Origin of the sequence: Notoacmeibacter ruber (genome assembly GCF_003668555.1) — a bacterium.
In the GTDB taxonomy this organism is placed as follows: domain Bacteria; phylum Pseudomonadota; class Alphaproteobacteria; order Rhizobiales; family Rhizobiaceae; genus Notoacmeibacter; species Notoacmeibacter ruber.
Genome location: NZ_RCWN01000001.1, coordinates 2392989 through 2419707, shown reverse-complemented (window position 1 = coordinate 2419707; position 26719 = coordinate 2392989). Strand labels below are relative to the sequence as shown.

The window sequence follows — 26719 nt, the reverse complement described above, 5'->3', positions numbered from 1 at the left end:
TAATACTGCAATAGAAATGCCGGAGCCGAGGTTTCGTTCCCTTGTAGGCGGCGCGATGAGACGGAATTCCTTGCGTTTTCTCTTCAGGCGAACAAAACGCTTTTGTTGAGTGGCAGGGTGCGAATGCGTTCACCCGTCAAAGCGGCTACCGCATTGGCCAGCGCCGGCGCGGCGGGCGGCACGCCCGGTTCTCCTATACCACCCATGAAGGTCTGGCGGCGGCTCAGGGCAACCTTGATCTCCGGGCACTGATGATAGCGCATCATCGGGTAACTATCGAAATTACCTTGCTCGACAGCTCCGTCCTTCAATGTGATCTCCTGCATCATCGCGGCTGACAGACCGAAGACGATGCCACCGGAAAGCTGCGCCCGGACGATGGCAGGATCCAGGACCAGACCACAATCAGCGGCGCACCAGACCTTGTCGATGGCGATGCGATCGTCCTGTCCGCGTGACACTTCGACGATCTGAGCCACCGACGTGTTGAACGAGAAGCAGAAAGCGAGGCCCTGAGCGCTATTTTCCCCGCTCTTGCCACCCTGCCAGTTCGCCATTTCGGCCACTGTTCGCAGAACCGCCTTGGCCGGCTCGAAATCAGCGAGAAGTTCGAGGCGGAGTTCAAGCGGATCCCGGCCGGCGGCATGCGCGACCTCGTCCAGAAAGCACTCCATGATGAAGGCATTGTTGGAGTTGCCGACCGAACGCCAGAAGCCGACCGGCAAGGGGATGTCGAGTTCTGGCGTCGATACCCGGAAGTTCTTCGGCTTGTAGAGCTGGTTCGCCGCGCCTTCGCTCATCGTCGCATCCGGCCCGAAAGAAGAAAATCCCATACGGTTCATCAGCGAGGCCATCACCGATGGCGAGGCCAATTGCATGTCGATGGCTTCGAGGCCACCCGTATCCGTCAGGCGAGCGCGGCACTTTGCTTTTGCCGGCGGACGGTAGAGGTCGTGCCGGGTATCTTCCTCACGGCACCAGGTCACCTTGACCGGCAAACCATCGGTCCGGGCTGCCATAAGTGACGCGTAGAGTGCGAAATCAAACTCGGCCCGCCGGCCGAAGCCGCCTCCCAGCATCGTCGTATGGACGCGGCAGTCCGCTTCGTCGATTTCGAGGGCTTCAGCACAGGATTTCCGCACCAGCGTCGGAGACTGGTTGCCGCACCAGATATCGAGAACGCCGTCCTTGAAGCGTGCCGTCGCGTTCATAGGCTCCATCGTGGCATGGGCGAGAGCGGGAACGGAATATTCGGCACTCAGAACGTCCTCATCGCCAAGATCGGCGAACACGCGATCGATGTCGCCATCGTTTCGATGAACATCGCCACCGCCTTCGTCGAAGGCAGCCTGAAAGGCCGCATCGAGTTCGCTTGCGCCGAAGGGTTCTTCGTTCTCCCATTCGGGCGCCAGAGCCCGGCGTGCCTTGAAGGCCGTCCAAGTGCTGTCAGCGATGATGCCGTATCCTTCGCCATAGACGCTGGAGATCGGAACAACGGCCCGCACCCCCTGTATGGCCAGCGCCGCATTGCGGTCCGCGTCACGTGGTTTCGAACCGGGCATCGGTCCCATCGCGACGGTGCCGTGCAGCATATCGGGAAAGCTCATATCGATCCCGAAGATCGGTGATCCCTTGACTTTGGAGGGAACATCCACGCGCTGCTGGCTGCGGCCGAGGAGCTTCCATTCGCTGGGATCGCGCGGCTGAACATCGGTGATCGGCTCGCGCAGGGCCGCAGCCGCGGCCAGTTCCGCATAGCGGACAGAGCGCGGGCCGGAGCGGTCGATCACTGCCCCTCCATCGGTCTCGAGCGTCGACCGATCGACGTTCCAGACTTCGGCAGCGGTCGCCTTCAATGTCTCGCGTGCGCAGGCGCCGGCAATACGCATGCGGTCGAAGGCATCGCGCGTGGAGGTCGACCCGCCGGTCAGTTGCATTCCGAGCATCTTGCTGGCCACCTCGGCGATCTGCCGGAACCCATCGGAAACCATGCTTTCTTTCCATGGTTCGACGGGAAGGGCCGAGGTTATCATCGCGCTATTGTAGTAGGTCTCCGACGCCGGACCGTGGATCACCGCAATCTCGGAAAGATCGAGATCGAGCTCCTCGGCGACAAGAGCGGCGAGGGTGGTCATCACCCCCTGGCCCATTTCAGCGCGCGGCACGACAATCGTCACCGTACCGTCCTCCGCGATCAGGACGAAAGGATTGAGGGCGTTATCGCCATCCGAAAGGTTGCCGACAAACGGATTCTCGAGAGGCTGGTTGGCGCGCCAGGCGACAAAGGCAACGCCAGCGCCAATCGTGGCCGTGCCGATGAGAAGCGTCCGCCGTGTAATGGTCCCGACCTTACCCACGGACGGGCTCGTCTTCAGCATCATCGATGACAGGGCTAAGGGCCTGGCCGGAGGCGCGCAAAATGGCGGCGCGAATCGCCGGATATGTCCCGCAGCGGCAATAATTGCCGGTCATGGCCCCGGCGATCTGTTCTTCATCGGGTTGAGGAATCTCGGTCAGAAGTGCGACCGCGCTCATGATCTGTCCGGACTGGCAATAGCCGCATTGCGGTACCTGCTCGTCGATCCACGCCTGTTGAACGGGGTGCGGCTTACCATCGATCGCCAATCCTTCGATCGTGGTAATTTCAGCGCCTTCGATAGGGCCGATCGGTGTAACGCAGGAGCGGCGGGCCATCCCATCGACGATAACGGTGCAGACGCCGCATTGGGCGATGCCGCAGCCGAATTTCGTGCCGGTCAGCCCGAGAACATCGCGGAGCGCCCAGAGAAGCGGCATCTCCGGATCAACATCCAGTTCCACGGTCTGTCCGTTGATTGTGAAGTCCACGCAGTACTCCTTCCCCTGCAAGGGCCCCGGCACCTTGCATTCACAAATCATGATATAGGCGATGGATTCAATTGTCGCTATTACCCCAGCGAGGCGTGTGCGACTAGCGATTTACCAGATGGCGGATGCGGTCCATCAGCAACGTCTTGGCCTGTTTGTGGCGATAGGGCTGGGAAAGCCGGCCATCCTCGGTCAAGGCCGGAAGATCGAAGGTCTCTTCCTTGCCCACGCGGTCGATACAACCATCGATCCAGTCCTGGGCTGCGGCCCGCCCGAGATCGCGCATATGGGTTAGAAACTCCCATTCCGCGGAAACCTTGGAGCTGGCGCCAAGCTCTTCCAGATGACTGTCGCCATCGATCCGGTGGAAGCGCTGGACCTTCACGGCGGTGGGGTCGAGCTTGCCTTCGGCAATGAGCCGGCGGAACATGGCAATGTCACGCAATTCGCGAAGCAAGGTGGCGTTGAACGTAATCTCGTCGACACGGTTCTGAATGGCGCGTGCCGTCTGGGGCACGCCCGGCCGGACGATCGGATTGATCTGGATGAGCAGCAGATCCGGGTGGTTGTTGGCGTCACGGAGAGGGAAGAGGGCCGGATTACCGCCATAGCCGCCATCCCAGTAATGCTCGCCCTCAATCTCCACAGCCGGAAATATCGTCGGCAGACAGGTCGAGGCTGCAATGACGCGGGATGAGAGTTCTTCATTCACGAAAAGGCGAAGCTGACCGGTCTCGACATTCGTCGCAGCGATGAACAGTTCGATCGAGCACTTGCGGCTGATCAGGTCGAAATCGATTTCCGCATCGACGGCCTCTTTCAGCGGATTCATCCCGAATGGATTGGCCATGGCTGGAGAAATCGTATGCGACAAGGCTTCCAGCCAGTTATAGCCGACGGTATTTTCGACAGACCAGTTGCCCCAGGCCCGATCCCATGGGTTGCGCTGTATGGGCGAGAAGCGGCCTTTCAGCCCGATCCTGCGCCATATGTCGTGCAGTTTCTGGCGGGCGCCGTCCCGGCCGTTCTCGGCCCAGCCGTGGGCCAGCGCGACCGCATTAAAGGCGCCGGCCGATGTGCCGGACACTGCGGGAAAGGACAGCCGGCCATCTTCCAAGAGGCGGTCCAGCACGCCCCAAGTGAAAGCGCCATGGCTGCCGCCGCCCTGAAGAGCCAGATTGACCGGAATCCCGTCAGCGCCTCTGGCGCTCTTTGAGAAGTTGGTCTGGTCCATGGGGCGATCCTTTGGCTGCCGATTGACATGTTCTGGCAGTTTTTTGTTGGCTTGCGTTGGCCGCGAGAGCGAAGTCGGGACTTCCCTTAGATGGTGCGTATTCGCGTCTTCGCAACTGCAGCATTTTCACACGCGAAAATGGCCACCGCACGGGATGGCCATTTCATTGCTGTTTTCGATCGTCCTTGCCCGCTTATGCTTCGGGCGGAGGCGGTGTCGGCGTACCGGGTACGTCATGATGATCTTTCCTGCCCGAAGAGCTGTTCAGGAAAAACGTTGCGGCAAGGCCGACCAGCGCGACCCCGACAAGAGCTGCCGCGGCGGTGGTACCAGGATTGTCGCTCGCACGACGCCAGCCGCGTGTATAAATGCTCGGCGGGCTGAAATAGTCGCGGATGGCGTGGAAAACATCTTCGCTGGAGTGGCGGGTCGATGACAGGGCGCGGCTGGACTTGCGCGAAGCCTCACGGCGCAACGATGATACCTCGCTTCTCAGGGCATCGAGCTGTTCGGAAAGATCATCGCGCCAATCATTCTCGCGAAAGAAACTCATGAAAATTGTCCTTCAGTCAGTATTGCTGATACTCCCTTTTCAACGAGAGGGAATGAAAGCGGTTCCATCCTTTCCGCGTCGCATTTCGTGCGATTGACACATAATCATGCTTGACGCAGTCGAGATTGAACCCGACCTAGGCCGGGAGCCTATCAGTAGAGAGACCCTCGATGACCGCCATTCTTCGTGAACCCCTTGCCCGCCGGACCTCCGTGGGGGTCAATATCGGCGGAGTCGTCGTGGGCGGCGATGCGCCGGTCGTGGTGCAATCCATGACCAATACCGACACGGCGGATATCGATTCCACCGTCGCGCAGGTCGCGGCCTTGAGCCAGGCGGGATCGGAGATCGTCCGCATCACGGTGGACCGCGACGAGGCGGCAGCCGCGGTGCCGAAGATTCGTGAACGGCTCGACAGGCTCGGCATGAGTGTGCCGCTTGTCGGTGATTTTCACTATATCGGCCATAAATTGCTGGCCGACCATCCGGCCTGCGCAGAGGCCCTTGCCAAGTATCGCATCAACCCCGGCAATGTCGGCTTTCGCGACAAGCGCGACCGGCAATTTGCCGAAATCGTCGAAATGGCCATCAAGTATGACAAGCCGGTACGGATCGGCGTCAATTGGGGCTCTCTCGATCAGGAGCTTCTGACGCGACTGATGGACGAGAACCAGGAACAGGGCTCGCCGCTTTCCGCACGTCAGGTCACGCGTGAGGCTATTGTCCAGAGCGCGCTCCTTTCCGCCGAACTGGCCGAAAAGATCGGGCTCGGACGCGACAAGATCATCCTCTCCGCCAAAGTGAGCCAGGTGCAGGACCTCATCTCGGTTTACGCGATGCTGGCCGAGCGGAGCGATCATGCCCTTCACCTTGGACTGACCGAGGCTGGCATGGGTACCAAGGGCGTGGTGGCGTCGTCCGCTGCGATGGGTATCCTTCTGCAGCAGGGCATTGGCGATACGATCCGCATCTCGCTGACCCCTGAGCCGGGTGGTGACCGGACGCGTGAAGTTCAGGTCGCGCAGGAACTGTTGCAGACCATGGGGTTTCGCCAGTTTTTGCCGGTCGTTGCCGCCTGTCCCGGATGCGGGCGGACCACCTCCACCGTCTTTCAGGAACTCGCCCAGCGTATCGAGAGCGATCTGCGCGAGCAGATGCCGATCTGGCGCGACAAATATCCCGGCGTGGAAGAGCTGAAGGTCGCGGTGATGGGCTGTATCGTCAACGGGCCGGGTGAGAGCAAGCATGCCGATATCGGCATTTCCCTGCCGGGCACAGGTGAAAGCCCCGCGGCGCCGGTCTATGTTGAAGGACGCAAGACCGCGACGTTGCGCGGCAACAATATTGCCGAGGACTTTCGCGCCATGCTGGCGGATTACATCGAGCAGCGTTTCGGCCGCAATGCCGACGCGGCCGAGTGATCCCTCATGCGGGGCGGGTGGATCGCATCGGCCACCTTCCTGCTGAGCGTCTCGATTTCTCAGCCGGCGGCCAGCGCACCTTTGGACGATCCCGCCGCTCACGTCGCCCGCGTCTGCACGATCATCAAAGCCGAGGCTGAACGCCACGACCTGCCGGCAGCGTTCTTTGCGCGACTTGTCTGGACCGAAAGCCGGTTCGATCCGGGCGCCGTCTCCCCGGTGGGCGCGGAGGGCATCGCCCAGTTCATGCCGGGTACGGCCAAATTGCGTGGTCTCGCCGATTCCTTCGACATGACGAGCGCGCTCGCCGCATCCGCGAGCTATCTCGCTGAAATGCGCGACCGCTACGGCAATCTTGGTCGCGCCGCGATCGGCTACAATGCGGGCGAGGAGCGTCTCAGACGCTGGATCGGCGGGCATCCCTTCCTGCCTCTCGAGACCGAAAACTACGTCTTGAAGGTGTTGCAGCAGCCGGCGGAGCGCTTCGCCAAGGCGGATTATCGAGCCCCGATTGCGCCGCTTAGCGAGAAACACTCCTTTCTCGAAGGCTGCAAGCGGTTGCCTGTCATACGAACGCGCGCACCCGATGTGGCGCGGCTTTCAAAGCCCTGGCTGGTACAACTGGCGGGCAGCTTCCGGCGTGGCGCGGCAGAGCGGCAGCTGGAACAGTTGCGCCAGCGCTATGCGCTGGTCGAGCGGAGCGGGCCCGTCATCACACGGCTGCGCCGGCCCGGAGCACGGGCGCGAATCTACGCCGTCGGTATTGGAGCGGACAGTCGCGGTGAAGCCAGCCGTTTGTGTGGCGAATTGCGGCGCGCCGGAGCAAGCTGTCTGGTGCAGCGAAACCGCTAGCAGGTCGCGATTTACCGGTCGCGGAATGCGATGAAACGGGCAGTCTGAACGAGCGTTTCCGCCTTGTCACCAAAGGGCGAGAGGAGTCCCGTCGCCTCTTCGACAAGTTGCTCGAGCCGCTGCCTCGTCCAGTCGGTGCCGTTAAGCGAGGGCAGGGTCGCCTTGTTCGCGTCGGCATCCTTGCCCGTCGCCTTGCCGGCCGTCTCGGGAGTGGAGGTGATATCGAGGAGGTCGTCCGCGAGTTGGAAGGCCAGACCTAGAATTTCTCCAATACGGCGCAAGCGCGATTGCTCGTCGGTCGATGCTCCGGCGGCAATTGCGCCAGCCTCGCACGCATAGCGCAGAAGAGCCCCTGTCTTCATGGATTGAAGTGTCTCGACGTCTGACGCCGACAAAGGCCGTGGGGCGGATTCCGCTTCGAGATCCCGCATCTGGCCACCGACCATGCCGCCAATGCCCGAGGCGCGCGCCAGGCCGCCGGCTAGAGCCAGCTTGCGATCTGCGGGCAGATCGGTCTCTTCGCTCGTCATCAGATCGAAGGCCAGGGTCAGCAGGGCATCGCCTGCGAGAATAGCAGTCGCTTCGTCGAACGCCCGATGGACAGTCGGTTGTCCGCGCCGCAGATCGTCGTCATCCATCGCCGGCAAATCATCATGGACGAGCGAATAGCAATGGATCAGCTCAAGCGCTGCTCCAACCCGCAGGATCGCGGCGCCCGTCGCGCCAAACAGTGCTGCGCTCTCCTCCACGAGGAAAGGCCGCAGCCTCTTTCCGCCGCCCAGAACCCCATGGGCCATCGCAGCACGCAGACGCTCCGGCCGCTCGATTTCACCCGGAAGAGTCCTGGCGGACAAAAGGCCGTCCAGAAGGTTTCCCAGACGGGCGGCATGATCTGCAAGAGCCGGGGGAGCCACGATGAGCGTTGGATTACGGGTCATGCGGATTGCACTGCCTTGTCGCAGCGGTTCGGTCAAGACGGTTGAAGGACAGGAGACCGTTGCGCCTGCCGCCAGGTCTCAGTAAGTCTTGAACGCGATGTGAGGGGCCGTCTGCCAGGCCAGTCGCTGGCAGCCAAACGGAAAGTGATCGTGTGCCAAACCATGATGACACGCGGAAGGCGATGGGCGACGATTCGACCAGGGTCTCGTTTCCCGAGGCGACCAGAGGCGACGAACGCGTGGTGAAAACGGCGAGAAAGACCCGTTCAAAACAAGGTCGGGATAGGAGCGCGGGCCGAGAGAAGAAGAGCCGTTCGAAGCGCGGTTGGTTTTTTCGTGCCGTGCTGGTTCTCATCATCGTCTCATTGATGCCGATCGGGCTCACTGCACTGGCTCTCGTTCCGCAGGTCCGGCCGGTTTCCACTCTCATGCTCGCCGATCTCGCCACGCTCAAAGGCTATGATCGCCAATGGATCGCACTGGACGAGATGGCGCCGGTCCTGCCCCGCAGCGTGATGATGAGCGAGGACGGCCAGTTCTGTCGGCATTACGGGGTCGATCTGGCGGAACTGAAGGCTGTGGTCGAAGACACGATGGAGGGCGAGCAGACCCGCGGCGCCTCCACCATTCCGATGCAACTGGTCAAGAACCTTTTTCTGTGGCCGTCGCGCTCCTTCATCCGCAAGGGGATCGAAATTCCCTATGCCGTGGCGATGAACGCCCTCCTGCCGAAGCAGCGGATCATGGAGATCTATCTCAACGTCGTTGAGCTGGGTGACGGTATCTATGGTGTGGAAGCTGCGTCGCAGCATTATTTCGGACGCTCTGCCGCAGACCTCAATGCCGAGCAGGCCGCGCGGCTGGCCGTTACGCTGCCCAATCCTCGCGAGCGAAACCCGGACGCCGGCGGGCCGGGCACGCGCCGTCTGGCGCAGCTGATCCAGCGCCGTGCCGCCAAAAGTGGCGCCTATACAGGCTGTCTTGACCTGAAAGGCTAGGCTGGGACGATTTTTCGTTGCAAGGTGCTGGCATTGTCGGCGGGAAGGGTGTATAGGCCCGCCAATTCTCAAAACCATCGTTGCCGTTGATGGTCCTTATCGATGAGGGCCGGGCGGTCGCGTTGAGCCAGATGGAGATGCACCATGGCAGTGCCGAAAAGGAAAGTTACGCGTTCCAAGCGCGGCATGCGCCGCAGCGACGACGCGCTGAAGCAGCCGACCTATATCGAGGATGCGAACACCGGCGAACTGCGCCGTCCGCACCATATCGATCTGAAGAGCGGCATGTATCGCGGCCGTCAGGTTCTCGAAGCCAAGGAATAAGGGCTCTTCACGGCAAGCGATCGAGTCGCTTGCCTGGTCCTGAAGTCCTCGATCGAGAGCGTGCTGCGAAGTCAGCCTGAGTGAAGCCGGTCCCTTTCGGGAGCCGGCTTTTCTGCGTTTATTCAGGCGTTACGGCGCTTGACCGCACCCACATAGCTGGGTGCAAGCGGCAGGCGCGGGGCGAGCGTCGCCTGATAGGCATGATAGAGGTCCGGTTTGCCTCGGTAGATCGTTTCGGACGGGTGGTTATGACCATCGACCTCGTTCCACCAACTGCCGAATTCGCGATCCATGAAGACATCGCGGATCGTCGCCCAGAAACGGCCTTCCCATTCGCGGTAGGCAGTGTCTTCCGTCAGTCGTCCAAGGAGGCCGGCCGCGACGGCAGCCTCGGCGATAACCCAATGGGGCCGGTTTTCGACATGAGCGTGCCCGTCCCAGTCGACCGTGTAGACGATGCCGGGCTGGATATCTTTCCAGCCATCCCTGACTGCGGCGGCGAAAAGTCGCTCGGCATCGGCGCGCAAATATTCGGGCGCTGGCTGACCGGCTTGTCTTAGCGCCATTTCCAGCCTCAAAAGAAGATGGGACCATTCCGCGTAATGGCCGGGCGTCGTGCCATAGGGCCGCAAATCGTCACGCGGCTTATCGTCATTATAGTCTTTCAGGACAGTCCAGTTTCGGTCGAAGTGCTCGATCACCGCATAATCATTGTGTCGTGCATGGTCGTGGATCAGCCGCTCGACGATACGCTGAGTTCTCTCCAGCCATTTGCTCTCGCCTGTCGTGTCCGCAAGGGCGAGAAATGCTTCGACGCTGTGCATGTTCGCGTTGGCACCGCGATAATCCATCTCGCCGCTCCAATCCGCCTCGAAGCGTTCGCGCATGATACCTTCTTCGTGGGACCAGAATCTGGTCTCGATCACCGAGACAGCGTCTTCCAGCAGATCACTTGCGTCATATCCGAAGGCGACGGCGGTATTGGCGGCCAGCGCCACGAAAGCATGAAGATAAGCCTCCTTTCGACCGTTTTTGCTATCGCCGGTCGTGAACCATCCGCCGTGGCGGTCATCGCGGAGCGCACCGCGCAGGGCGTCGAGACCATGATGGACGAGATCGGCGCCATCGCAATCGCCGAGGGCAGTGGCGAGCGCGTAGCTGTGTATCTTTCGGCAGGTCAGGACGCCGTCGATGGGCGCGTCAGCGGGCAGGCGGCCTGCGCTATCGAGGGTTCCGAAGCCGCCGCCTGGTATGGCGGCAGCCCGCGAAAAGCGCAGGAGACGCTGCCCTTCCTCACGAAGCCATTGGCTGTCGGGACTGAACGGCTCAGCCGCCAACGATCAGCCCGCCATTCACATGGATGGTTTGGCCGGTCACATAGGAACCGTCCGCGCTGGCCAGATAGACAAAGGCAGGAGCGACTTCAGACGGTTGTCCGATGCGGCCGAGAAGCGTGTCATTGCCGAGGTCGGCGACCGTGTCGCCGCCGAAGGTCGCGGGCTGAATCGGGGTCCAGATCGGCCCGGGCGCGACTTCGTTGACGAGGAGGCCCTTGCTTCCGAGCTGATTGGCGAGCGCTCTTGTGAAGCCAAGCTGCGCGCCCTTGGTCGTCGTATAGGCGACGAGTTCATCGTGTCCCTTGAAAGCATTGATGGAGGTCGTGTTGATGATCCGCGCGCCTTCTTTCAAATGCGGCAGAGCGGCACGGCTCAGGTAGAACATCGAATGGACGTTGCTGTTGAAGTGACGGAGCCATTCCTCGTCCGAAATCTCCGTCAGACTGTCCGCGGCGATCTGGATGCCTGCATTATTGACCACGATATCGATCGCGCCGAAGCGGTCCATGACGGCTTTCACCGCTTCGCTGGCCGTTCCGCTCTCGCCAAGGTCACCCTTGAAGAGAAGCACCTCCGCGCCCTCGTCCTCGACGAGCTTCCGGGCTTCTTCGGCGTCCTCGGTCTCTTCAAGATAGAGGATGGCTATCTTTGCGCCTTCACGGGCGAAATGCAGCGCCACGGCCCGTCCGATGCCACTGTCGCCACCACTAATGACCGCGACCTTGCCATCGAGCTTGCCGCTTCCTTTGTAATCATCGGTGATGTGGACCGCTGCCGGCGTCAGCTTCTGCTCGCTGCCTGGCATGCGATCCTGGGTCTGGGGAGGGATATCCATCGAGGCATCTTTCGTCTGGAGTTCGACTGGCATTGCCAGCTTTTACCCCGAACGAATGCATGGCGCAGGTGTTCCAAAAAGCAACTTTTCGGTCGGTCGGTGGCCAGGAAAAGGCGCCTTGCTATAGAGCCTCGAATTGCTCAACTGCTGCCGAGCTTGTCGAGTTTTTCCTGCATGGCCGCAATCTGGCGCTTCATCTCCGAGAGATCGTCGCCGGACCGCGCTTCGTCCTCGCCCTTCGTCATTGCATCGAGCCCCGCAGCCGGCCCGGCTGCAAACGGGTTGAACATGGCCATCGCCTTTGTGAACATTTCCATGTTGCGGCGCGCCTGCTCTTCCATCGCCTTCTGCCCGACGGTCATCATCTGGACCGGATCGCCAACGGCGCTGGCAAATTCTTCGCGAAGCTGTTCCTGGCGGCCCTGAAAGGCTTTCATCGACTGTTCGAGATAGGAAGGCACGAACATCTGCATCTGATCGCCATAATACGCGATGAGCTGGCGCAGGAACGGAATCGGCAGCATGGCATTGCCGGTCTGGTTCTCCAGTTCGAAAATGATCTGGGTCAGAACCGAATGGGTGATGTCATCACCGGACTTGGCGTCCTGAACGACGAAATCCTCGTCGCGTTTGACCATGTTCGAAAGGTCTTCGAGGGTCACGTAGGTGCTGGTACCGGTATTATACAGTCGTCGGTTGGCGTATTTCTTTATGACAATGGTGCCACCCTTGTCTGCCATTCCAAACCTCCCTCTGTGACGATTCTCTATTCATGGATGTCGCTGCTGCAGCGCTTTGCAACATGCTGCAACAATAGGCATGGGAATTGTGCAATGCCAAGCGTATTGTGCAGATGCGTATTGGAATCGTCGGACTTGCCAAAAGCCCGCTCCATCGCAATTGTAGCCCATAACGCAGGTGCGAAATGCACTTTCGGGAGGAGTTATAAGGGTCGGCGCACGCCCCGGGAGGAGCGCTTTCACCGCAGCCGGTCCGCCATTTAAGTCTTTGGAAGAAAGGTTAAGAACCGATGAGCCAGTCGATCGTTATCGCCAGTGCCGCGCGCACGCCCGTAGGTGCCTTCAACGGCGTATTTGCAAACGTCCCCGCGCATGATCTGGGCGCGGCAGCAATCAAGGCCGCACTCGAGCGCGCCGGCGTCGACCCGAACGATGTCGACGAGGTGATTATGGGCCAGATCCTCACGGCCGGGCAGGGTCAGAACCCGGCTCGCCAGGCCGCGATCAACGCAGGCTGCCCGCAGGAGACCACGGCCTGGGGTCTCAATCAGCTTTGCGGCTCAGGACTTCGCACGATCGCCATCGGCATGCAGCAGATCGCGACGGGCGACGCCAAAATCATCGTGGCCGGTGGTCAGGAAAGCATGAGCATGGCGCCGCATGCCGCTCACCTTCGCAACGGTGTGAAGATGGGTGACCTGAAGATGGTCGATACCATGCTCCGCGACGGCCTGATGGACGCGTTCTACAACTATCATATGGGCAACACCGCCGAGAACGTTGCCGAGAAATGGCAGCTTTCGCGCGACGTGCAGGACGAATTCGCCGTGGCCTCGCAGAACAAGGCCGAGGCGGCTCAGAAAGGCGGCAAGTTCAAGGACGAGATCGTCCCCTTCACAGTCAAGGGCCGTAAGGGCGACACGGTCGTCGAGGACGATGAATACATCAAGCATGGCGTTACCAAGGAAGGCGTCGGCAAGCTGCGCCCGGCCTTCAACAAGGAAGGTACGGTAACCGCCGCCAACGCATCGGGCATCAATGATGGCGCGGCGGCGGTCGTTCTCATGACCGAGGAGGAGGCCTCCAAGCGCGGTATCACGCCGATGGCACGGATCGTCTCCTGGGCGACGGCCGGTGTCGATCCGCAGATCATGGGGACAGGGCCGATTCCGGCGTCGCGCAAGGCGCTCGAAAAAGCCGGCTGGAAGGTCGACGATCTGGATATCGTTGAAGCCAACGAAGCCTTTGCCGCCCAGGCCTGTGCCGTGAACAAGGATATGGGCTGGAACCCGGATATCGTGAACGTCAATGGCGGTGCGATCGCCATCGGTCATCCGATCGGCGCATCCGGCGCTCGCATCTTCAACACGCTCATGTTCGAAATGCAGCGCAGCGGCGCCAAGAAGGGCCTCGCCACGCTCTGCATTGGTGGGGGCATGGGCGTTGCCATGTGCGTCGAAAGCATGAACTGATCCACCTTTTGGCAAGCCCGTCTATCCAATCTTGGGATGGTCGGGCTTGTCGCGTCGATCAATTGTCCGTGTCGCTTAGCAAGATGGCCGGAAAGGCTAAACCGTTGCGCTTTTTCATCCGGATCGCGAGCGTTCTTCTCGTATTGGTCGGCATTACGGAGATTGTTTATTCCACGACCTTGCCAGAATTGGCGCCAGGGCTCTCTACGAGCGATCTGAAAGCTCTTGCCAGGGAGGCCCCGCCGACATCCGGTCCAGAACGAAAGGTCTTTTTCGAAAGTTGGTATGAGCGGCGGGAGGCTATGGAAGGCGGTCGATACGAACGCTTGGATGCGGGCCTATTCGATTTGACGCTGGGGTTGCTTCTTGCTATGGCCTTATCCTTTGGTCCCGCCTTCGCACGGACGAAACGAGCCGTCAGGCTTGGCAGGGAAATCGTTCTTATTATAGCGATTTCAATAAGCCTCGTTGGATACACTATGGCCAACGCCGTTCTCGAATCGCAACGCAGTCGACTAAATGGATCTGCCGATACACTCATTTTTCCAATTATTGGGGCGATATCGGGTGGCTGGTTTATTTTTGTATCGCTTAGCATCGTCACTTTGATATTCCATTTGGCCAACCGCGGTCGAAAACCGGTCTATTTCCCTATCGCAGAAACGAATTGGTGGCGCGCTTTGGTGGGCTTTGTCTTTGCGTTGCCAATAATTAGCTACGTTGTCGTCGAGCAATTCACATTCCGATCATCCTCCGCAAGTTGGCTCATTCTTGTCGCCAGTTTTGGAATTGTGGGGCTGGTTCTCTCCTTCGCCCAAACAATTATGACGGTCCCAGTGCGAGCACGGTCCTGACTCAACCGTGCTGCACTGCGGCAAAAACTAAGTTGAATTAAGGACTTGCGTTGAAGTCCCCCTGTCCTACAAATTTTAGGGGAGAGCACGGATATGGGTCCGTGAATTGGGAGGAGAGCAATGGGACGTGTAGCAATCGTGACGGGAGGTAGCCGCGGTATTGGCGCTGCGATCTCCAAAGCGCTCAAGGAGGCTGGCCACACGGTCGCCGCCACCTATGCGGGCAATGACGAAAAGGCCGCCGCCTTTACCGACGAAACCGGTATCAAGACCTATAAATGGGATGTCGCATCGTTTGACGCATGCAAGGACGGAATCGCCAAGGTGGAGGAGGAGCTTGGCGGGCCGGTGGAGATTCTGGTGAACAATGCGGGCATTACCCGCGACGCCCCCTTTCACAAGATGTCATCGGAGCACTGGAATTCGGTCATCGGCACCAATCTGACCGGGCTTTTCAACATGACGCGCAATGTCTGGGAGGGCATGCGCGAGCGCGGGTTTGGCCGGATCGTCAATATTTCTTCCGTCAACGGCCAGAAGGGCCAGTTCGCCCAGGCGAACTATTCCGCGGCAAAAGCCGGCGATATCGGGTTCACCAAGGCTCTCGCGCAGGAAGGAGCGCGGAAAGGCATCACGGTGAACGCGATATGCCCTGGCTACATCAATACCGAGATGATGAGCACCATCCCGGAAAAAGTCATGAACGAAACGATTCTGCCGCAGATTCCCGTCGGTCGTCTCGGCGAGCCGGAAGAAATCGCCCGCTGCGTCCTCTTTCTGACGTCCGATGAAGCCGCCTTCATCACCGGCTCGACGGTCTCCGCGAATGGCGGGCAGTATCTGCACTGATTGAACCTTATTTCCGGAAAAATGATTGAGGGCGCGTCCTTTTCGGGCGTGCCCTCACTGTTTTCTTCTCCCTGCCTTCGGGCCTTTAGGTCTTGTTAGAGAATCGACTCGGAAAAAATGGCGAATCGGCCCGTTCTCCTTCGTGCACGATTCGTTCGGACCGTGTTCCGAATATTAATAAAATCAAAATATTAGTCCGGCCTGGCGTTCATCTCCGATTAAGGTCTCCTAACGAAAGCCTGACCGCGTGAGCCTGGATCGGCTCGTCGTTAACTTTTGTCGATCGGCAGCGCGAAAAGAACGAGCCGGCGCAACCAGATATGGTCCCTTTCTTCTGATTCCATGGCTGATCTGGTGGAGAACAAACCAGAAATTCGTTGATCCTCGCGATTCGGGCATGGTTCGTTCCATTCCCGTTCCGACCCTTAACGTCCGGCGCTCGGATCGCTATGTATGGACCTGTGGGAGACGGCACGGCGCGGGCTTGACGCAACGCGCCCTGCCAATACGAAGGCAGTTATGCGGATCACGCAGAAAAAGCAGAAGGCCCAGTCGCCGTTTTCCGGCTCGGGCGTTACCGCCATTCTCGGGCCGACCAATACGGGCAAGACGCATCTGGCCATCGATCGGATGGTTTCCCATCCCTCCGGCATGATCGGGCTGCCTCTTCGGCTTCTGGCGCGGGAAGTGTATGGCCGGGTTTGCGAACGGGTCGGCGCAGCCAACGTCGCCCTTGTCACCGGTGAAGAGAAGATCGCACCACAGGGTGCGCGCTACAGTGTATGCACGGTCGAGGCCCTGCCGCGCCAGACAGACGTTTCCTTCGTCGCGATCGACGAGGTTCAACTTGCCGGAGATCTGGAGCGTGGCCATGTTTTCTCGGACCGAATCCTGCATCTGCGCGGACGGGACGAGACGCTGTTGCTCGGTGCTGCGACGATGTCCGGCATTTTGTCCCGGCTTCTGCCGGGTATTACGATCACCACCCGTCCACGCCTGTCGCATCTTGCCTATGCGGGCTCCAAAAAGATCACGCGCTTGCCGCGCCGCTCGGCGGTCGTCGCCTTTTCCGCCGATCAGGTTTACGGCATCGCCGAACTGATCCGCCGGCAGCGGGGCGGCGCGGCCGTTGTGCTGGGCGCCCTATCGCCAAGAACGCGCAATGCTCAGGTCGCGCTCTACCAGAATGGCGATGTGGACTATCTCGTCGCCACCGATGCGATCGGCATGGGCCTCAATCTCGATGTCGATCATGTGGCATTTGCGCAAAGCTGGAAGTTCGACGGATTTCAGCACCGGGCGCTCAATCCGGCGGAACTGGCGCAGATTGCGGGCCGGGCCGGGCGCTATCAGAATGATGGCACGTTCGGGGTCACGGGGCTGCAGGAGCCGTTTGACGAGGAGGTCGTCAAGCGGATCGAGGGCCATGAATTTGCGCCCGTCCGGACATTGCAATGGCGCAGCCGCACGTTCGATTTTTCCTCGGTGAAGTCCCTCATGGGCTCCCTTGAGGCCATCATGGATATGGAGGGGCTGACACGCGCCCTGCCGGCAACCGATGCACAGGCGCTGGCCTTCCTTTCCAAGGATGAGGACATACGCAAGCTGGCCGTGGGGCGGAACAAGGTCTCTCTACTGTGGGATTGCTGCGCGCTGCCCGATTATCGACGCATTGCGCCGGCGCAGCATGCCGACATTATCGGCCAGCTCTTTCGGGATCTGGCGGTGAACGGTCATGTGGATGAAGATTACATGTCCGGCCAGGTCCGGCGGGCGGACCGGACCGATGGCGATATCGATACACTGTCCGCACGAATCGCCCAGATAAGGACATGGACGTATGTTTCACATCGTTTGGGCTGGCTTCGAGACCCGGTTCACTGGCAGGATGAAACCCGGCGTATCGAGGATCGATTGAGTGATGCGCTGCACGAGCGGTTGACGAAACGCTTCGTTGACCGCAGGACAAGCGTTCTGATGAGGCGGCTGAGAGAGAATGCCATGCTGGAAGCGGAAATCGGCTCTGCCGGAGAGGTAACGGTGGAGGGTCACACGATCGGTACGTTGAACGGATTCCGTTTTACGGCTGATCGCGCGGCTGAGGGAGAAGAGGCCAAGGCCATTCGCAGCGCTGCGGAAAAGGCGCTGGCGGCAGAGTTCGAGAAGCGGGCGGAGCATTTCTCCACCGCGCCGAACAACGATCTGGCCGTCGGTTCGGATGGCGTCATGCGCTGGGTTGGAGATCCCGTCGCGACGCTCACCAGTGGCGAAGATGTGCTCGCTCCACGTATCGTTATCCTCGCAGATGAGCAGTTGACCGGTCCGATGCGCGACAAGGTGCAGGCGCGGGCCGAGCGTTATGTGCGCCATCTGATCGAGTTGCAGCTCAAGCAATTGCTCGACCTCAAGAATGGCGAAGGCCTCGAAGGCATGGCGAAAGGGCTGGCCTACCAGCTCTATGAAGCTCTCGGCGTTATCGACCGCCGCAAGGTGGCCGAGGATGTGCGCGGTCTCGATCAGGACGCGCGCGCCGGTCTCCGAAAGCTCGGTGTGCGCTTCGGCGCCTATCACATTTTTGTTCCGGCCTTGCTGAAGCCGGCTCCGGCCGGCCTGCTCACCACGCTCTGGCAGGTGGCGAACGATGCGCGCGGGGAACCGGGTGAGGGCGATGTGGTCGCCGCGCTGATGCAGGGGCGTACGTCGTTCCCGCTCGATCCGTCCTGGCGCGAGGATTTCTACCGGCTGGGCGGGTTCCGCGTTCTGGGTCAAAGAGCCGTGCGTGTCGATATTCTGGAGCGGCTGGCCGACCTTATCCGTCCCGCTCTTTCCTGGAAGACGAGCGACGGCGCGCCGCCCGACGGTGCGCTCGACGGACGCGCCTTCTTTGTCACGCCTGCCATGATGAGCATTCTTGGTGCGACCGCCGAAGACATGGAAGAAATTTTGAAGGGCCTCGGTTATCGCGGCGAGAGCCGGCCCGAAGCCGATGTGATGGCCGAACGGGTCACCGCGGCTGCCGAGGCTGCCTCGCCCGGAGAATCGGCTGCGGCCGCTGCCAAAGAGGCGGCAGCCTGGTCGGCCAAGGCGACGTCGCCTTCCATCGCCGATACGGAAAATGCGCGCGAGGAAGAAGCCAGACACGCGGGAGAGGTGAACGAAACGCTTTCGCATGCGCACGCGGCCGCCCAGGTGAACGTTCCTCACAAGAAGAAGGGTGGCAAAGCGCAGCATGACCCTCACGCCGTTCTCGATCAGGTGATGGGAGAGGTTCCGGGTTCAGGTCTCGCCGAAGCGGATCGGTATGCGGTCAAGAAGCCGCTATCGCCGGCGTCGGTCGCTGATGTCGATGATGACAAAGCGCAGCGCGACGAGCAGGAACATGTCGGCGAGTTGAATGAGACATTGTGCAGCGCTCATGCGGCAGCTCACATGTCGGCTTATATTCGCGAGCATCCCCCGAAGAGCGATCCGCACGCTGTCATGGCCGCGACGCAGGGATCGGGCGTGACGTCCGGTATCACCACCGACGAACTGGGTGATGGCGGCGCGAAGGCCGAAACGCCTGACGAAGAAAAGACGATTACCATCTGGCGTCCCGCTCGAAACGATCGCGGTTCACGCGGCGGCCCACGGCAGGGCCGTGGCGCCGGCGGGCAGGGGCGTCCCAATCGCAAGCCCCAGCAGAACCGCGGACCTGGTGGCAAGGGCAACCGGCCAGCCAAAAAGGATGGTGGCGGAAAACCGAAACGGTATGAGGCGCGCCCGCAGAAGGTCGATCCCGATTCACCCTTCGCGAAACTTCAGTCCTTGAAGGATCGCCTTGGCGACGAGTAGCCGCGGCGATCGCCGTAAAGCCGAGGGGGCCCTAGCGCAGGATGTGGAGAGTTCCGGCGCTCGCTCGCAAAGAGTGGACCGCTGGCTCTTCTTCGCTCGCATCACGAAGAGCCGCACCCTGGCCCAAAAGCTCTGCGAAGCGGGTCATGTGCGCATCAACCGTGCCAAGGCCAAGAGCGGCGCCAAGCCTGTAAGCATCGGCGATGTGCTGACGATTTCGCTGTCGTCGGGCGTTCGGGTTCTTCGGGTCACCGATCCGGGCGAGCGGCGCGGTCCGACCCGGGAAGCGCGTATGCTTTACGAGGACGTTCTGGCGCAAGGCGAGAGCGAGATGGCGCTTCCGGAATCGGACGGGGAATAATGTTCCACCTTCGTCACGGGTGAGGAATGAATCTGTCTCTTGAAAGGCTTGGCCGGACATTATAGGTCCGGGGCGGCAGCTCTGAAGCCCTGCCTTTATCGCCACTGCGGAAGTGAAAATCGATGACCTATCTCGTCACGGATAACTGCATCAAATGCAAATACACCGACTGCGTGGAAGTCTGTCCCGTGGACTGCTTCTATGAAGGCGAAAATATGCTGGTGATCCATCCTGACGAATGCATCGACTGCGGCGTATGCGAGCCGGAATGCCCGGCGGAAGCCATCAAGCCGGACACCGAGCCGGGGCTGGACAAGTGGCTTGAGCTGAACACCGAATATGCAGAAAAATGGCCGAACATCACGGTCAAAAAAGACCAGATGGAAGACGCCGAGAAGTTCGACGGCGAGACGGAAAAGCTGGAGAAGTATTTCTCCGCGGAACCCGGCTCGGGTGACTGACAGCGTCCGAAAGTTGCGCGCTGATCTGGACAGGATATCCCTCAGCGCGTAAACCATATCTGCTATCTTGGATTCGAATCGCTTTCGCGTGCGCAGCAAATGATTGCTTTGCGGCGTTTTTTGTGTTACCTTTTCGACACATGCCGCATTATCAAGAAGTTCCCGGGCGCTTTTCTTTGACCATCCGCTAAATTTTCGCCTTCGACCGTGTCGGTCGCTTTTGCACTGACCGGGCGAATGCGTACGTTTCGCTCCAATCTACGGTTAAAGATATGTTAAGCGCCATCGAGTGACGGCATGCGACTTCAAGCCCCAGGAAGCGGGGTGAATAGGGAGTTTGCCTAGTATGGCCAGTAAAAAATCAGCACAGCGTCAGGGTTACAAGACGGGGCAGTTCATCGTCTATCCGGCGCATGGTGTGGGACAAATCACGGCAATCGAAGAGCAGGAAGTGGCCGGCATGAAGCTGGAACTCTTCGTGGTCGATTTCCAGAAAGACAAGATGCGCCTGAAGGTGCCGGTCGCCAAGGCGGAGTCGGTCGGCATGCGCCGCCTTTCCGAAGGCGATTACGTTGACCGCGCGTTGAAGGTCGTTCAAGGCAAAGCCCGCGTGAAGCGGACCATGTGGTCGCGCCGTGCGCAGGAATACGATGCCAAGATCAATTCCGGCGATCTCATTTCGATCTCCGAGGTCGTACGTGATCTTTATCGCGCCGAGAACCAGCCGGAACAGTCCTATTCGGAACGCCAGCTCTATGAAGCGGCGCTCGACCGGATGGCACGAGAGATCGCTGCCGTGAACAAGATGAGCGAAACCGAAGCGGTTCACCTCATCGAGCAGAATCTCGCCAAGGGCCCCAAGCGGGGCGCGAAGGACGAAGAGAGCGAAGCCGATTCGAATGAGGAAGCGGCATAAGCCCCTTTATTTCGTATCGATGAGCCAGAGAAAACCCGGCTTCGGCCGGGTTTTTCATGCCCGTGTCACAAAACTGTTTTGACAAGGGGTTTGGCGGCGGCTGCACGCTCAGGCTTCGATTGTCAAGTCTAAAAACCCAAGAAATTCCATGGGTTCCGGTCAAAAAAAATTTTGAGCGACCGGAACCATGCTCGCCAAGGCGCATTCTTTCCAACAAGGCTGGATGTGGTGAGACGAAGGTTCCTCCTCGTCCGGTTCGTAACGGGCCCTGCTTCTCAGGGCAGTTTTCAGGACGAAAGGACTCGCCATGCGTACCGATACCGGCCGCTCCTCCATGATCCGGGCCGCGATGAAGGCGCCCTATCTTGAGAGAGAAGAAGAGCACGAACTGGCGGTGCGTTGGAAGGACGATCAGGATCAGGTCGCGCTTCACAAGATTACGACGGCCCATATGCGCCTCGTCATCTCCATGGCTTCGAAATTCCGTAATTTCGGTCTTCCGATGAGCGATCTCATTCAGGAAGGCCATGTCGGCCTTCTCGAAGCGGCTGCCCGGTTCGAGCCGGAACGCGAGGTTCGCTTCTCGACTTATGCCACCTGGTGGATCCGCGCGTCCATTCAGGATTACATCCTTCGCAACTGGTCGATCGTTCGTGGCGGAACGTCCTCCGCTCAGAAATCCCTCTTCTTCAATCTCCGTCGCCTGCGCGCCAAGTTAAGCCAGGGCGGCGAAACGCTTTCCTCCGCCGTGATGTACAAGGAAATTTCGTCCGCACTCGGCGTGTCCGAATCGGATGTGGCGCTTATGGACAGCCGCCTCTCAGGCCCGGACTCCTCTCTTAATGCGCCCATGGTCGCCGACAGTGACGGCAGCGCCGACCGCCAGGACTTCCTGGTGAGCGACGATCCGCTGCCGGATGAAATCGTCGGCACGAGCATCGACGAGAGCCGCCGTACTTCATGGCTCCGCGGAGCGCTGTCCGTCCTGAACGAACGCGAACTGCGTATCATCAACGAACGCCGACTGTGCGATGATGGCGCGACGCTCGAGGCGCTCGGCGACAAGCTCGGCATTTCGAAGGAGCGCGTCCGTCAGATAGAAAGCCGTGCAATGGAAAAGCTGCGTGGCGCCCTGATGAAGGATCATCCAGAGATCGCCGATAGCGCGACTGCCTGAGCGGGGGACTCTCCCCTCGACACGGCTTGCGTCCCATAGATTGAAAAGAGCCCGGCCGGTCAGGTCGGGCTTTTCTTTATTCAACGACCAGCTTGAACTTTTCGCCGGCTTTCACCGGCTCGTTTCGATCCAGTCCGTTGAGAACGAGGAACAGCTCGTCTTTGCGTTCTACCCCCGCCATCTGACGCGCGAGGCTCTGCACCGTATCGCCCTGTTTCGCGGTGACGATCTTGATGCGGAGCGGTTTGAGGCCGGTTTTCTCACTTTGCGAGAGAATGCGGAAGGTGCCGGCAGTTTGATCGGCCAGGGCTGCGAGCCGTTCTGTCCCGACGGGCGCTGCGGTCAGGAGCCGGTAGACGGTGTTGTCCACGCGATAGACCGAAATGGCGAATGCCCATCCATCGGCTGATGCCCTCGCCCGCGCATAGGGAAGGCCATTGACCATGCCGGACTCAACGGAGTTGGGGTCAAGGCCGCCGATCCAGCCGCTCGCCAGATAATCGGTCAGCGAGGTGCGGCGCGGAACGCGAACGCCGTCGAAGCGGATAGCCATGTCGTCAGGGCCGGCAGCGGTAACGGCATCGGCCGAATTGTCGAGGACGAAGCCGGCCGGAACGCGGAACCCGATGCCGACGCGCGGATGCAGGAAATCACGACCCCTGATGAAGCCCTCGGTCGCTTTGTCGCCGAAGATCATGCCGTCAATGCCGGCCAGATAGGCATCGCGGGCACGTGTGCCGACACCCGGTCCGCCTTCCTGTCGTGCCAGACGCTGCGCGATCTCCATACGCCGCTCGCTTGTCGGATGGCTTGCCAGAAAATCCAGCTCCGGCTTGGCGCCGGTTACGGAGCGGAAGCGGGTGTAGGCGCTAAGGGCACGAAGGAATCGAACCGAAGCGTAAGGGTCGAAACCGGCGGTGGCCGTGGCATGAATGCCGATCGCGTCGGCCGCCAGTTCCTGGCTGCGGGAAAACTGCGCGAGCCGCAACTGGCCGCGGATCGCGGCGGCGCGGGCTGCGTTGGAGCTGCCAAGCAGGTCCTCCGCGACGCGGGAGGCTACGGTTTCCGCGCGCTCCATCTTCTGGCGTTCAATGCCGTGATTGGCTGTCACATGCGCCATTTCGTGCGCGATGACCGTGGCAAGTTCGGACGAATCGCTGGCAAGCGCGAGGAGCCCGCGGGTGATGTAGAGATAACCGCCCGGCAGGGCGAAGGCGTTGATGTTGGGGGAATCCAGCACCGTGATATTGTAGATCTGCGTGGTGTTATCGCCGGTGGTCGTCAATTCGCCGACGATACGCGCGACCATGCGTTCCAGCTTGGGATCGTTGTATTCGCCGCCATAGGAGGCGATGATCTGAGGATGCTGTTCGGCGGCCAACCGCCGCAGCCGATCATTGCCGCCGACATTGTCGACCGTGACCGGGTTCGAAGACGGCCCGAGCATGGCCTCGCGGCGACTTTCGCTCGACGAATCGACGATGCTGTCGGTGACGGAGGCGCAGCCGGTCAAACCGAGGCCAAGAAGGAGAAAGAGGCTGCAGGCAGCCCTGCTTCGCAAGGTTCTGGGAAGAGATTTGGATCGTTCCGGACAATTCGCCACGCGTAGAGAGACCCGTCTGAGCTTGTCTGTTCGCATGATCCCTTGCCCTGCAGTGGCGATGGACGCAAGACGTCCGAGCCGACTGTCGCCTAATTCAGGAATATGGCTCCTTCCGGGCGAGCGCATGATTATGGCCATAACTGACTATGGCTGGCGAAATGTGAAGGAAGTCGTTAGAGCGGACCGCCAAATCAATCGGATCGCCGACGGACCAAAGGACAGATAATGGATCGCTATGTCGTTTTTCTGGGTGGAGCCATGGAGCCGACGCCGCGACTGATGAGCCAGGTCGCCGGGCTTCCTGCGATTGCCGCCGATAGCGGCATGGCGCATGCCTCCTCGCTCGGTATCACCCCCGAACTCTGGGTCGGCGATTTTGACAGTGTGAATGCGGGCGATCTCGAACGCTTCAAGGATGTTGCCCGGGAACGCCACCCCGTCGAAAAGGACATGACGGATGGCGATCTCGCATTCCGGCACGCACTCCAGCGGGGCGCGCGCTCACTTCTGATCGTCGGCGCCTTCGGCGGTTCGCGATTCGATCATGGCCTGCAGATTGCGACCGCAGCTATCGGGCTGCACGAAGCGGGCATTGATACGCAGCTGACGGATGGCCGGCAGGAAGGGTATCCGTTGCGGATCGGTGAGAACCGGTTCGAACTTCCCGAGGGAACTCTCTTTTCCATCGTGGTGTTTTCCGATCTCAAGGGGTTGTCCGTCTCAGGCGCTCGCTGGCCGCTGAGCGAAGAGGCGATTCCCTTCGGCTCGTCCCGAACACTCTCCAACATCGCCGAGGGGCCGGTCACGGTGACATTCTCGGGAGGCCGGGGTCTCCTGATTGCCATGCGCGATACGATCGAAGCCGCGCCTGTCGACCGGGACGTTGCCGACATGATCTCGAGAGTGGCCGAAACGGATAGCGAGAGACGCTGACCATGGCTCCGCCTCTTCTCAATCTGGATGGCCTCTTTCTGACGTTCGGCGGGACGCCGCTTCTGGATGGCGCCTCACTCTCCGTCACGCCCGGCGAAAAGATCGCCCTGATCGGACGCAATGGCTCTGGCAAGTCAACGCTGCTCAAAATCGCGGCAGGGCAGATCGAGCCGACCGATGGCGAGATTTTCCGCCAGCCGGATGCAACGCTGCGCTATCTGCCGCAGATGCCTGATTTCGAAGGCTTCGATACGGTCGAAGCCTATGTCGAATCCGGCCTCGGTCCAGCGGACGATCACTGGCGCGTCGCCTATCTGATCGATCACCTCGGTCTGGCGGGCAGTGCGGACCCGTCTACGCTGTCGGGTGGCGAGGCAAGGCGTGCCGCGCTTGCCCGCTTGATGGCGCCGGAGCCGGATATTCTGCTGCTCGACGAGCCGACCAACCATCTCGACCTGGCAACGATCGAATGGTTGGAAGATGAATTGGCGCGCAGCCGCTCGGCCCTCGTCACCATCAGCCATGACCGCCGTTTCCTCGAAAATGTCACCGACGCGGTGGTGTGGCTGGATCGCGGGATGACGAGGCGGCTGGAGGAAGGGTTCGCGAAGTTCGAGGACTGGCGCGACAAGCTGCTCGAAGAAGAGGAAGCGGCCCATCACAAGCTGGGCCGAAAGATCGAGCGGGAACAGCACTGGATCGTTCACGGCGTTTCTGGCCGCCGAAAACGCAATATGCGGCGCGTCGATGAGCTGGCCGAATTGCGCAAGCAGCACCGCGAGCGCCGCGGCCCTCAGGGGAGCGCCACGATCGAGGCAAGCGAGGCGGAAGCCAGCGGCAAACTCGTCATCGAAGCAAAGGGACTGTCGAAAAGTTACGGCGATCAGCCGATCGTCAAGGATTTCGGCATTCGCATCCTGCGCGGAGACCGGATCGGGCTTGTTGGCCCGAATGGAGCGGGCAAGACGACCCTGCTGAAACTGCTCATCGGCGAGTTGGAGGCGGATTCCGGTTCGCTGCGTCATGGCACCAATCTGGACGTCGCCACCCTCGATCAGCGCCGCGCGGCGCTCGACCCCGACATGGGGCTCGCGGACTGGCTGACAGGCGGGCGGGGCGACCAGCTCGTCATCAACGATCAGCCGCGCCACGTTATCTCCTATATGAAGGACTTCCTGTTTTCGCCCGAGCAGGCGCGGACTCCGATCCGCGAACTCTCTGGCGGCGAAAAAGCGCGGCTTCTTCTGGCACGCACGCTGGCGCAGCCGTCCAATCTTCTTGTGCTTGACGAGCCGACCAATGATCTCGACATGGAAACTCTGGATCTGTTGCAGGAGCTGGTGGCGAATTTTGCCGGCACCGTCGTTCTCGTCAGCCATGACCGCGATTTTCTCGATCGCACGGTCACCAGCACGCTCGTGCCGGAGGGCGACGGCCGCTGGACCAATTATGCCGGGGGCTATTCCGATATGCTGGCGCAGCGCGGCAGCCGGCCTTTCAAGGCGATAGGCGAGGGGAAGGCCAGCCAGCCGAAATCCTCTCCCACAGCGACGCCGCCCAGGGCCGAGCCTCGCAAAAAGAGCGCGAAACTCTCCTACAAGCAGCAATTTCGACTTGAGAAACTACCGGGCGAGATGGAGACCCTGAACGCCGAGATCGAAAAGGATGAAACAAAGCTGGCGCGGCCTGACTTTTTCAGCCGCGATCCGGACGGTTTCAACGCGCTGGCGAAAAAGCTGGAAGATACCAAGCAAAAGCTCGCCGCCGCCGAGGAAGAATGGCTGGAACTGGAGATGCTCAAGGAAGAATTGGAGGGTTAGTCATCCATCCAGCTTCTTGGCAATGGCCTGCACACGCTCGGCGAGTCTGGAGATGTCTCCGGCGATAGCGCCGCCGGCGGCGTGCGCCTTCTTCTCGGCGCTGTCCCGTTCGTTCTTCAACGAGGCAATCTCGGCTTCGAGCTTGCCGAGACGCTCTTTGGTGTCGGAAAGTTCGTCCATCACCATGATACCCGCCATGACAGAGAGACGGTGGTCGCCGATCTCTCCGAAGCTGCCCTTCAAATGGCGGATATAACCGTCGAGCTGCTCGGCAAGTCCAAGCAGATGTTCTTCCTGCCCCTCGTCGCAGGCCATGCGGTACGTCTTGTCGTCGATCGTGACGGAAACCTGCGCCATGCT

The 26719-nt window shown here is 60.5% G+C and carries 24 protein-coding genes; 14 read left to right on the top strand and 10 right to left on the bottom strand.

The genetic code is table 11. The features are described from left to right. Positions 1-83: 83 nt before the first annotated feature. From D8780_RS11550 to D8780_RS11535, 4 genes are all read right to left on the bottom strand, one after another. On the bottom strand, positions 84-2357 hold the full coding sequence (locus tag D8780_RS11550; RefSeq protein ID WP_121645722.1) for a xanthine dehydrogenase family protein molybdopterin-binding subunit: 2274 nt from the start codon (positions 2355-2357) through the stop codon (positions 84-86). Next, positions 2350-2847 (bottom strand): (2Fe-2S)-binding protein, encoded by a 498-nt coding sequence (locus tag D8780_RS11545; protein WP_281004569.1) that lies wholly within the window; start codon positions 2845-2847, stop codon positions 2350-2352. The genes D8780_RS11550 and D8780_RS11545 overlap by 8 nt, the downstream gene beginning before the upstream one ends. 103 nt (positions 2848-2950) lie before the next feature. Beyond that, entirely contained in the window at positions 2951-4081 is a 1131-nt protein-coding gene (locus D8780_RS11540) for a patatin-like phospholipase family protein (RefSeq protein ID WP_121645720.1), read from the bottom strand. A 193-nt stretch (positions 4082-4274) separates the two neighbouring features. Continuing rightward, positions 4275-4634, bottom strand: coding sequence for a hypothetical protein (locus tag D8780_RS11535; protein ID WP_121645719.1), 360 nt, complete (start codon positions 4632-4634; stop codon positions 4275-4277). 170 nt (positions 4635-4804) lie between these two features. On the opposite strand from D8780_RS11535, the gene ispG reads away from it, so the two are divergent. Both ispG and D8780_RS11525 read left to right on the top strand, forming a co-directional pair. Further along, the gene (gene ispG / locus D8780_RS11530; protein ID WP_121645718.1) at positions 4805-6055 is read left to right on the top strand and encodes a flavodoxin-dependent (E)-4-hydroxy-3-methylbut-2-enyl-diphosphate synthase; all 1251 of its coding nucleotides are present in this window, start codon (positions 4805-4807) and stop codon (positions 6053-6055) included. 6 nt (positions 6056-6061) lie between these two features. Continuing rightward, positions 6062-6907, top strand: a complete 846-nt coding sequence (locus D8780_RS11525; protein ID WP_121645717.1) for a lytic transglycosylase domain-containing protein — start codon at positions 6062-6064, stop codon at positions 6905-6907. A gap of 11 nt (positions 6908-6918) precedes the next feature. On the opposite strand, the gene D8780_RS11520 is transcribed toward D8780_RS11525, so the two are convergent. Beyond that, a complete protein-coding gene (locus D8780_RS11520) occupies positions 6919-7845 on the bottom strand; it encodes a polyprenyl synthetase family protein (protein WP_121645716.1) in 927 nt (308 codons plus the stop codon). Positions 7846-8027: 182 nt separating this feature from the next. Between D8780_RS11520 and D8780_RS11515 the strand changes: the two genes are divergently transcribed. Next, positions 8028-8843, top strand: coding sequence for a biosynthetic peptidoglycan transglycosylase (locus tag D8780_RS11515; protein WP_121645715.1), 816 nt, complete (start codon positions 8028-8030; stop codon positions 8841-8843). A gap of 144 nt (positions 8844-8987) precedes the next feature. Then, positions 8988-9167 carry a 50S ribosomal protein L32 gene (gene rpmF, locus D8780_RS11510; RefSeq protein WP_121645714.1) on the top strand — a complete coding sequence of 60 codons (180 nt, stop codon included), beginning with the start codon at positions 8988-8990 and terminating at the stop codon, positions 9165-9167. Positions 9168-9289: 122 nt separating this feature from the next. Here the strand turns inward: rpmF and D8780_RS11505 are convergent, their stop codons facing one another. From D8780_RS11505 to phaR, 3 genes are all read right to left on the bottom strand, one after another. Then, on the bottom strand, positions 9290-10504 hold the full coding sequence (locus tag D8780_RS11505; protein ID WP_121645713.1) for an AGE family epimerase/isomerase: 1215 nt from the start codon (positions 10502-10504) through the stop codon (positions 9290-9292). Then, a complete protein-coding gene (locus tag D8780_RS11500) occupies positions 10494-11339 on the bottom strand; it encodes an SDR family oxidoreductase (protein WP_121646538.1) in 846 nt (281 codons plus the stop codon). The genes D8780_RS11505 and D8780_RS11500 overlap by 11 nt, the downstream gene beginning before the upstream one ends. 140 nt (positions 11340-11479) lie before the next feature. Then, positions 11480-12079, bottom strand: a complete 600-nt coding sequence (gene phaR, locus D8780_RS11495) for a polyhydroxyalkanoate synthesis repressor PhaR (protein WP_121645712.1) — start codon at positions 12077-12079, stop codon at positions 11480-11482. Positions 12080-12369: 290 nt separating this feature from the next. Between phaR and D8780_RS11490 the strand changes: the two genes are divergently transcribed. The 8 genes from D8780_RS11490 to D8780_RS11455 all read left to right on the top strand — a co-directional run bounded on the left by D8780_RS11490 (position 12370) and on the right by D8780_RS11455 (position 22003). Then, on the top strand, positions 12370-13551 hold the full coding sequence (locus tag D8780_RS11490; RefSeq protein ID WP_121645711.1) for an acetyl-CoA C-acetyltransferase: 1182 nt from the start codon (positions 12370-12372) through the stop codon (positions 13549-13551). Between the two features lie 104 nt (positions 13552-13655). After that, positions 13656-14405: a hypothetical protein gene (locus D8780_RS11485; RefSeq protein WP_121645710.1), complete on the top strand. Its 750-nt coding sequence runs from the start codon at positions 13656-13658 to the stop codon at positions 14403-14405. Between the two features lie 120 nt (positions 14406-14525). Beyond that, positions 14526-15254 (top strand): acetoacetyl-CoA reductase, encoded by a 729-nt coding sequence (gene phbB / locus D8780_RS11480; protein WP_121645709.1) that lies wholly within the window; start codon positions 14526-14528, stop codon positions 15252-15254. Positions 15255-15773: 519 nt separating this feature from the next. Beyond that, positions 15774-19088, top strand: a complete 3315-nt coding sequence (locus tag D8780_RS11475; RefSeq protein WP_121645708.1) for a helicase-related protein — start codon at positions 15774-15776, stop codon at positions 19086-19088. Next, on the top strand, positions 19075-19449 hold the full coding sequence (locus D8780_RS11470; protein WP_245412329.1) for an RNA-binding S4 domain-containing protein: 375 nt from the start codon (positions 19075-19077) through the stop codon (positions 19447-19449). The genes D8780_RS11475 and D8780_RS11470 overlap by 14 nt, the downstream gene beginning before the upstream one ends. Positions 19450-19571: 122 nt before the next feature. Further along, positions 19572-19910: a ferredoxin FdxA gene (fdxA, locus tag D8780_RS11465; RefSeq protein ID WP_121645707.1), complete on the top strand. Its 339-nt coding sequence runs from the start codon at positions 19572-19574 to the stop codon at positions 19908-19910. 346 nt (positions 19911-20256) lie between these two features. After that, entirely contained in the window at positions 20257-20826 is a 570-nt protein-coding gene (locus tag D8780_RS11460) for a CarD family transcriptional regulator (RefSeq protein ID WP_121645706.1), read from the top strand. Positions 20827-21133: 307 nt separating this feature from the next. Then, positions 21134-22003, top strand: a complete 870-nt coding sequence (locus D8780_RS11455) for an RNA polymerase factor sigma-32 (RefSeq protein WP_121645705.1) — start codon at positions 21134-21136, stop codon at positions 22001-22003. 76 nt (positions 22004-22079) lie between these two features. On the opposite strand, the gene D8780_RS11450 is transcribed toward D8780_RS11455, so the two are convergent. Beyond that, positions 22080-23642, bottom strand: a complete 1563-nt coding sequence (locus D8780_RS11450; RefSeq protein ID WP_121645704.1) for a M48 family metalloprotease — start codon at positions 23640-23642, stop codon at positions 22080-22082. 189 nt (positions 23643-23831) lie between these two features. Between D8780_RS11450 and D8780_RS11445 the strand changes: the two genes are divergently transcribed. Then, on the top strand, positions 23832-24539 hold the full coding sequence (locus D8780_RS11445) for a thiamine diphosphokinase (protein WP_121645703.1): 708 nt from the start codon (positions 23832-23834) through the stop codon (positions 24537-24539). A gap of 2 nt (positions 24540-24541) precedes the next feature. Continuing rightward, a complete protein-coding gene (locus tag D8780_RS11440; RefSeq protein WP_121645702.1) occupies positions 24542-26359 on the top strand; it encodes an ABC-F family ATP-binding cassette domain-containing protein in 1818 nt (605 codons plus the stop codon). On the opposite strand, the gene D8780_RS11435 is transcribed toward D8780_RS11440, so the two are convergent. Further along, entirely contained in the window at positions 26360-26716 is a 357-nt protein-coding gene (locus D8780_RS11435; protein WP_121645701.1) for a cell division protein ZapA, read from the bottom strand. Positions 26717-26719 lie beyond the last annotated feature (3 nt).

Bases quoted from the DNA above. Each gene is read 5' to 3' on its own strand.
- D8780_RS11540 (WP_121645720.1), bottom strand. From the start codon at position 4,081: ATGGACCAGACCAACTTCTCAAAGAGCGCCAGAGGCGCTGACGGGATT.
- D8780_RS11535 (WP_121645719.1), bottom strand. From the start codon at position 4,634: ATGAGTTTCTTTCGCGAGAATGATTGGCGCGATGATCTTTCCGAACAG.
- ispG (WP_121645718.1), top strand. From the start codon at position 4,805: ATGACCGCCATTCTTCGTGAACCCCTTGCCCGCCGGACCTCCGTGGGG.
- D8780_RS11525 (WP_121645717.1), top strand. From the start codon at position 6,062: ATGCGGGGCGGGTGGATCGCATCGGCCACCTTCCTGCTGAGCGTCTCG.
- D8780_RS11520 (WP_121645716.1), bottom strand. From the start codon at position 7,845: ATGACCCGTAATCCAACGCTCATCGTGGCTCCCCCGGCTCTTGCAGAT.
- D8780_RS11515 (WP_121645715.1), top strand. From the start codon at position 8,028: ATGGGCGACGATTCGACCAGGGTCTCGTTTCCCGAGGCGACCAGAGGC.
- rpmF (WP_121645714.1), top strand. From the start codon at position 8,988: ATGGCAGTGCCGAAAAGGAAAGTTACGCGTTCCAAGCGCGGCATGCGC.
- D8780_RS11500 (WP_121646538.1), bottom strand. From the start codon at position 11,339: ATGGATATCCCTCCCCAGACCCAGGATCGCATGCCAGGCAGCGAGCAG.
- phaR (WP_121645712.1), bottom strand. From the start codon at position 12,079: ATGGCAGACAAGGGTGGCACCATTGTCATAAAGAAATACGCCAACCGA.
- D8780_RS11490 (WP_121645711.1), top strand. From the start codon at position 12,370: ATGAGCCAGTCGATCGTTATCGCCAGTGCCGCGCGCACGCCCGTAGGT.
- phbB (WP_121645709.1), top strand. From the start codon at position 14,526: ATGGGACGTGTAGCAATCGTGACGGGAGGTAGCCGCGGTATTGGCGCT.
- D8780_RS11475 (WP_121645708.1), top strand. From the start codon at position 15,774: ATGCGGATCACGCAGAAAAAGCAGAAGGCCCAGTCGCCGTTTTCCGGC.
- fdxA (WP_121645707.1), top strand. From the start codon at position 19,572: ATGACCTATCTCGTCACGGATAACTGCATCAAATGCAAATACACCGAC.
- D8780_RS11460 (WP_121645706.1), top strand. From the start codon at position 20,257: ATGGCCAGTAAAAAATCAGCACAGCGTCAGGGTTACAAGACGGGGCAG.
- D8780_RS11455 (WP_121645705.1), top strand. From the start codon at position 21,134: ATGCGTACCGATACCGGCCGCTCCTCCATGATCCGGGCCGCGATGAAG.
- D8780_RS11450 (WP_121645704.1), bottom strand. From the start codon at position 23,642: ATGCGAACAGACAAGCTCAGACGGGTCTCTCTACGCGTGGCGAATTGT.
- D8780_RS11445 (WP_121645703.1), top strand. From the start codon at position 23,832: ATGGATCGCTATGTCGTTTTTCTGGGTGGAGCCATGGAGCCGACGCCG.
- D8780_RS11440 (WP_121645702.1), top strand. From the start codon at position 24,542: ATGGCTCCGCCTCTTCTCAATCTGGATGGCCTCTTTCTGACGTTCGGC.
- D8780_RS11435 (WP_121645701.1), bottom strand. From the start codon at position 26,716: ATGGCGCAGGTTTCCGTCACGATCGACGACAAGACGTACCGCATGGCC.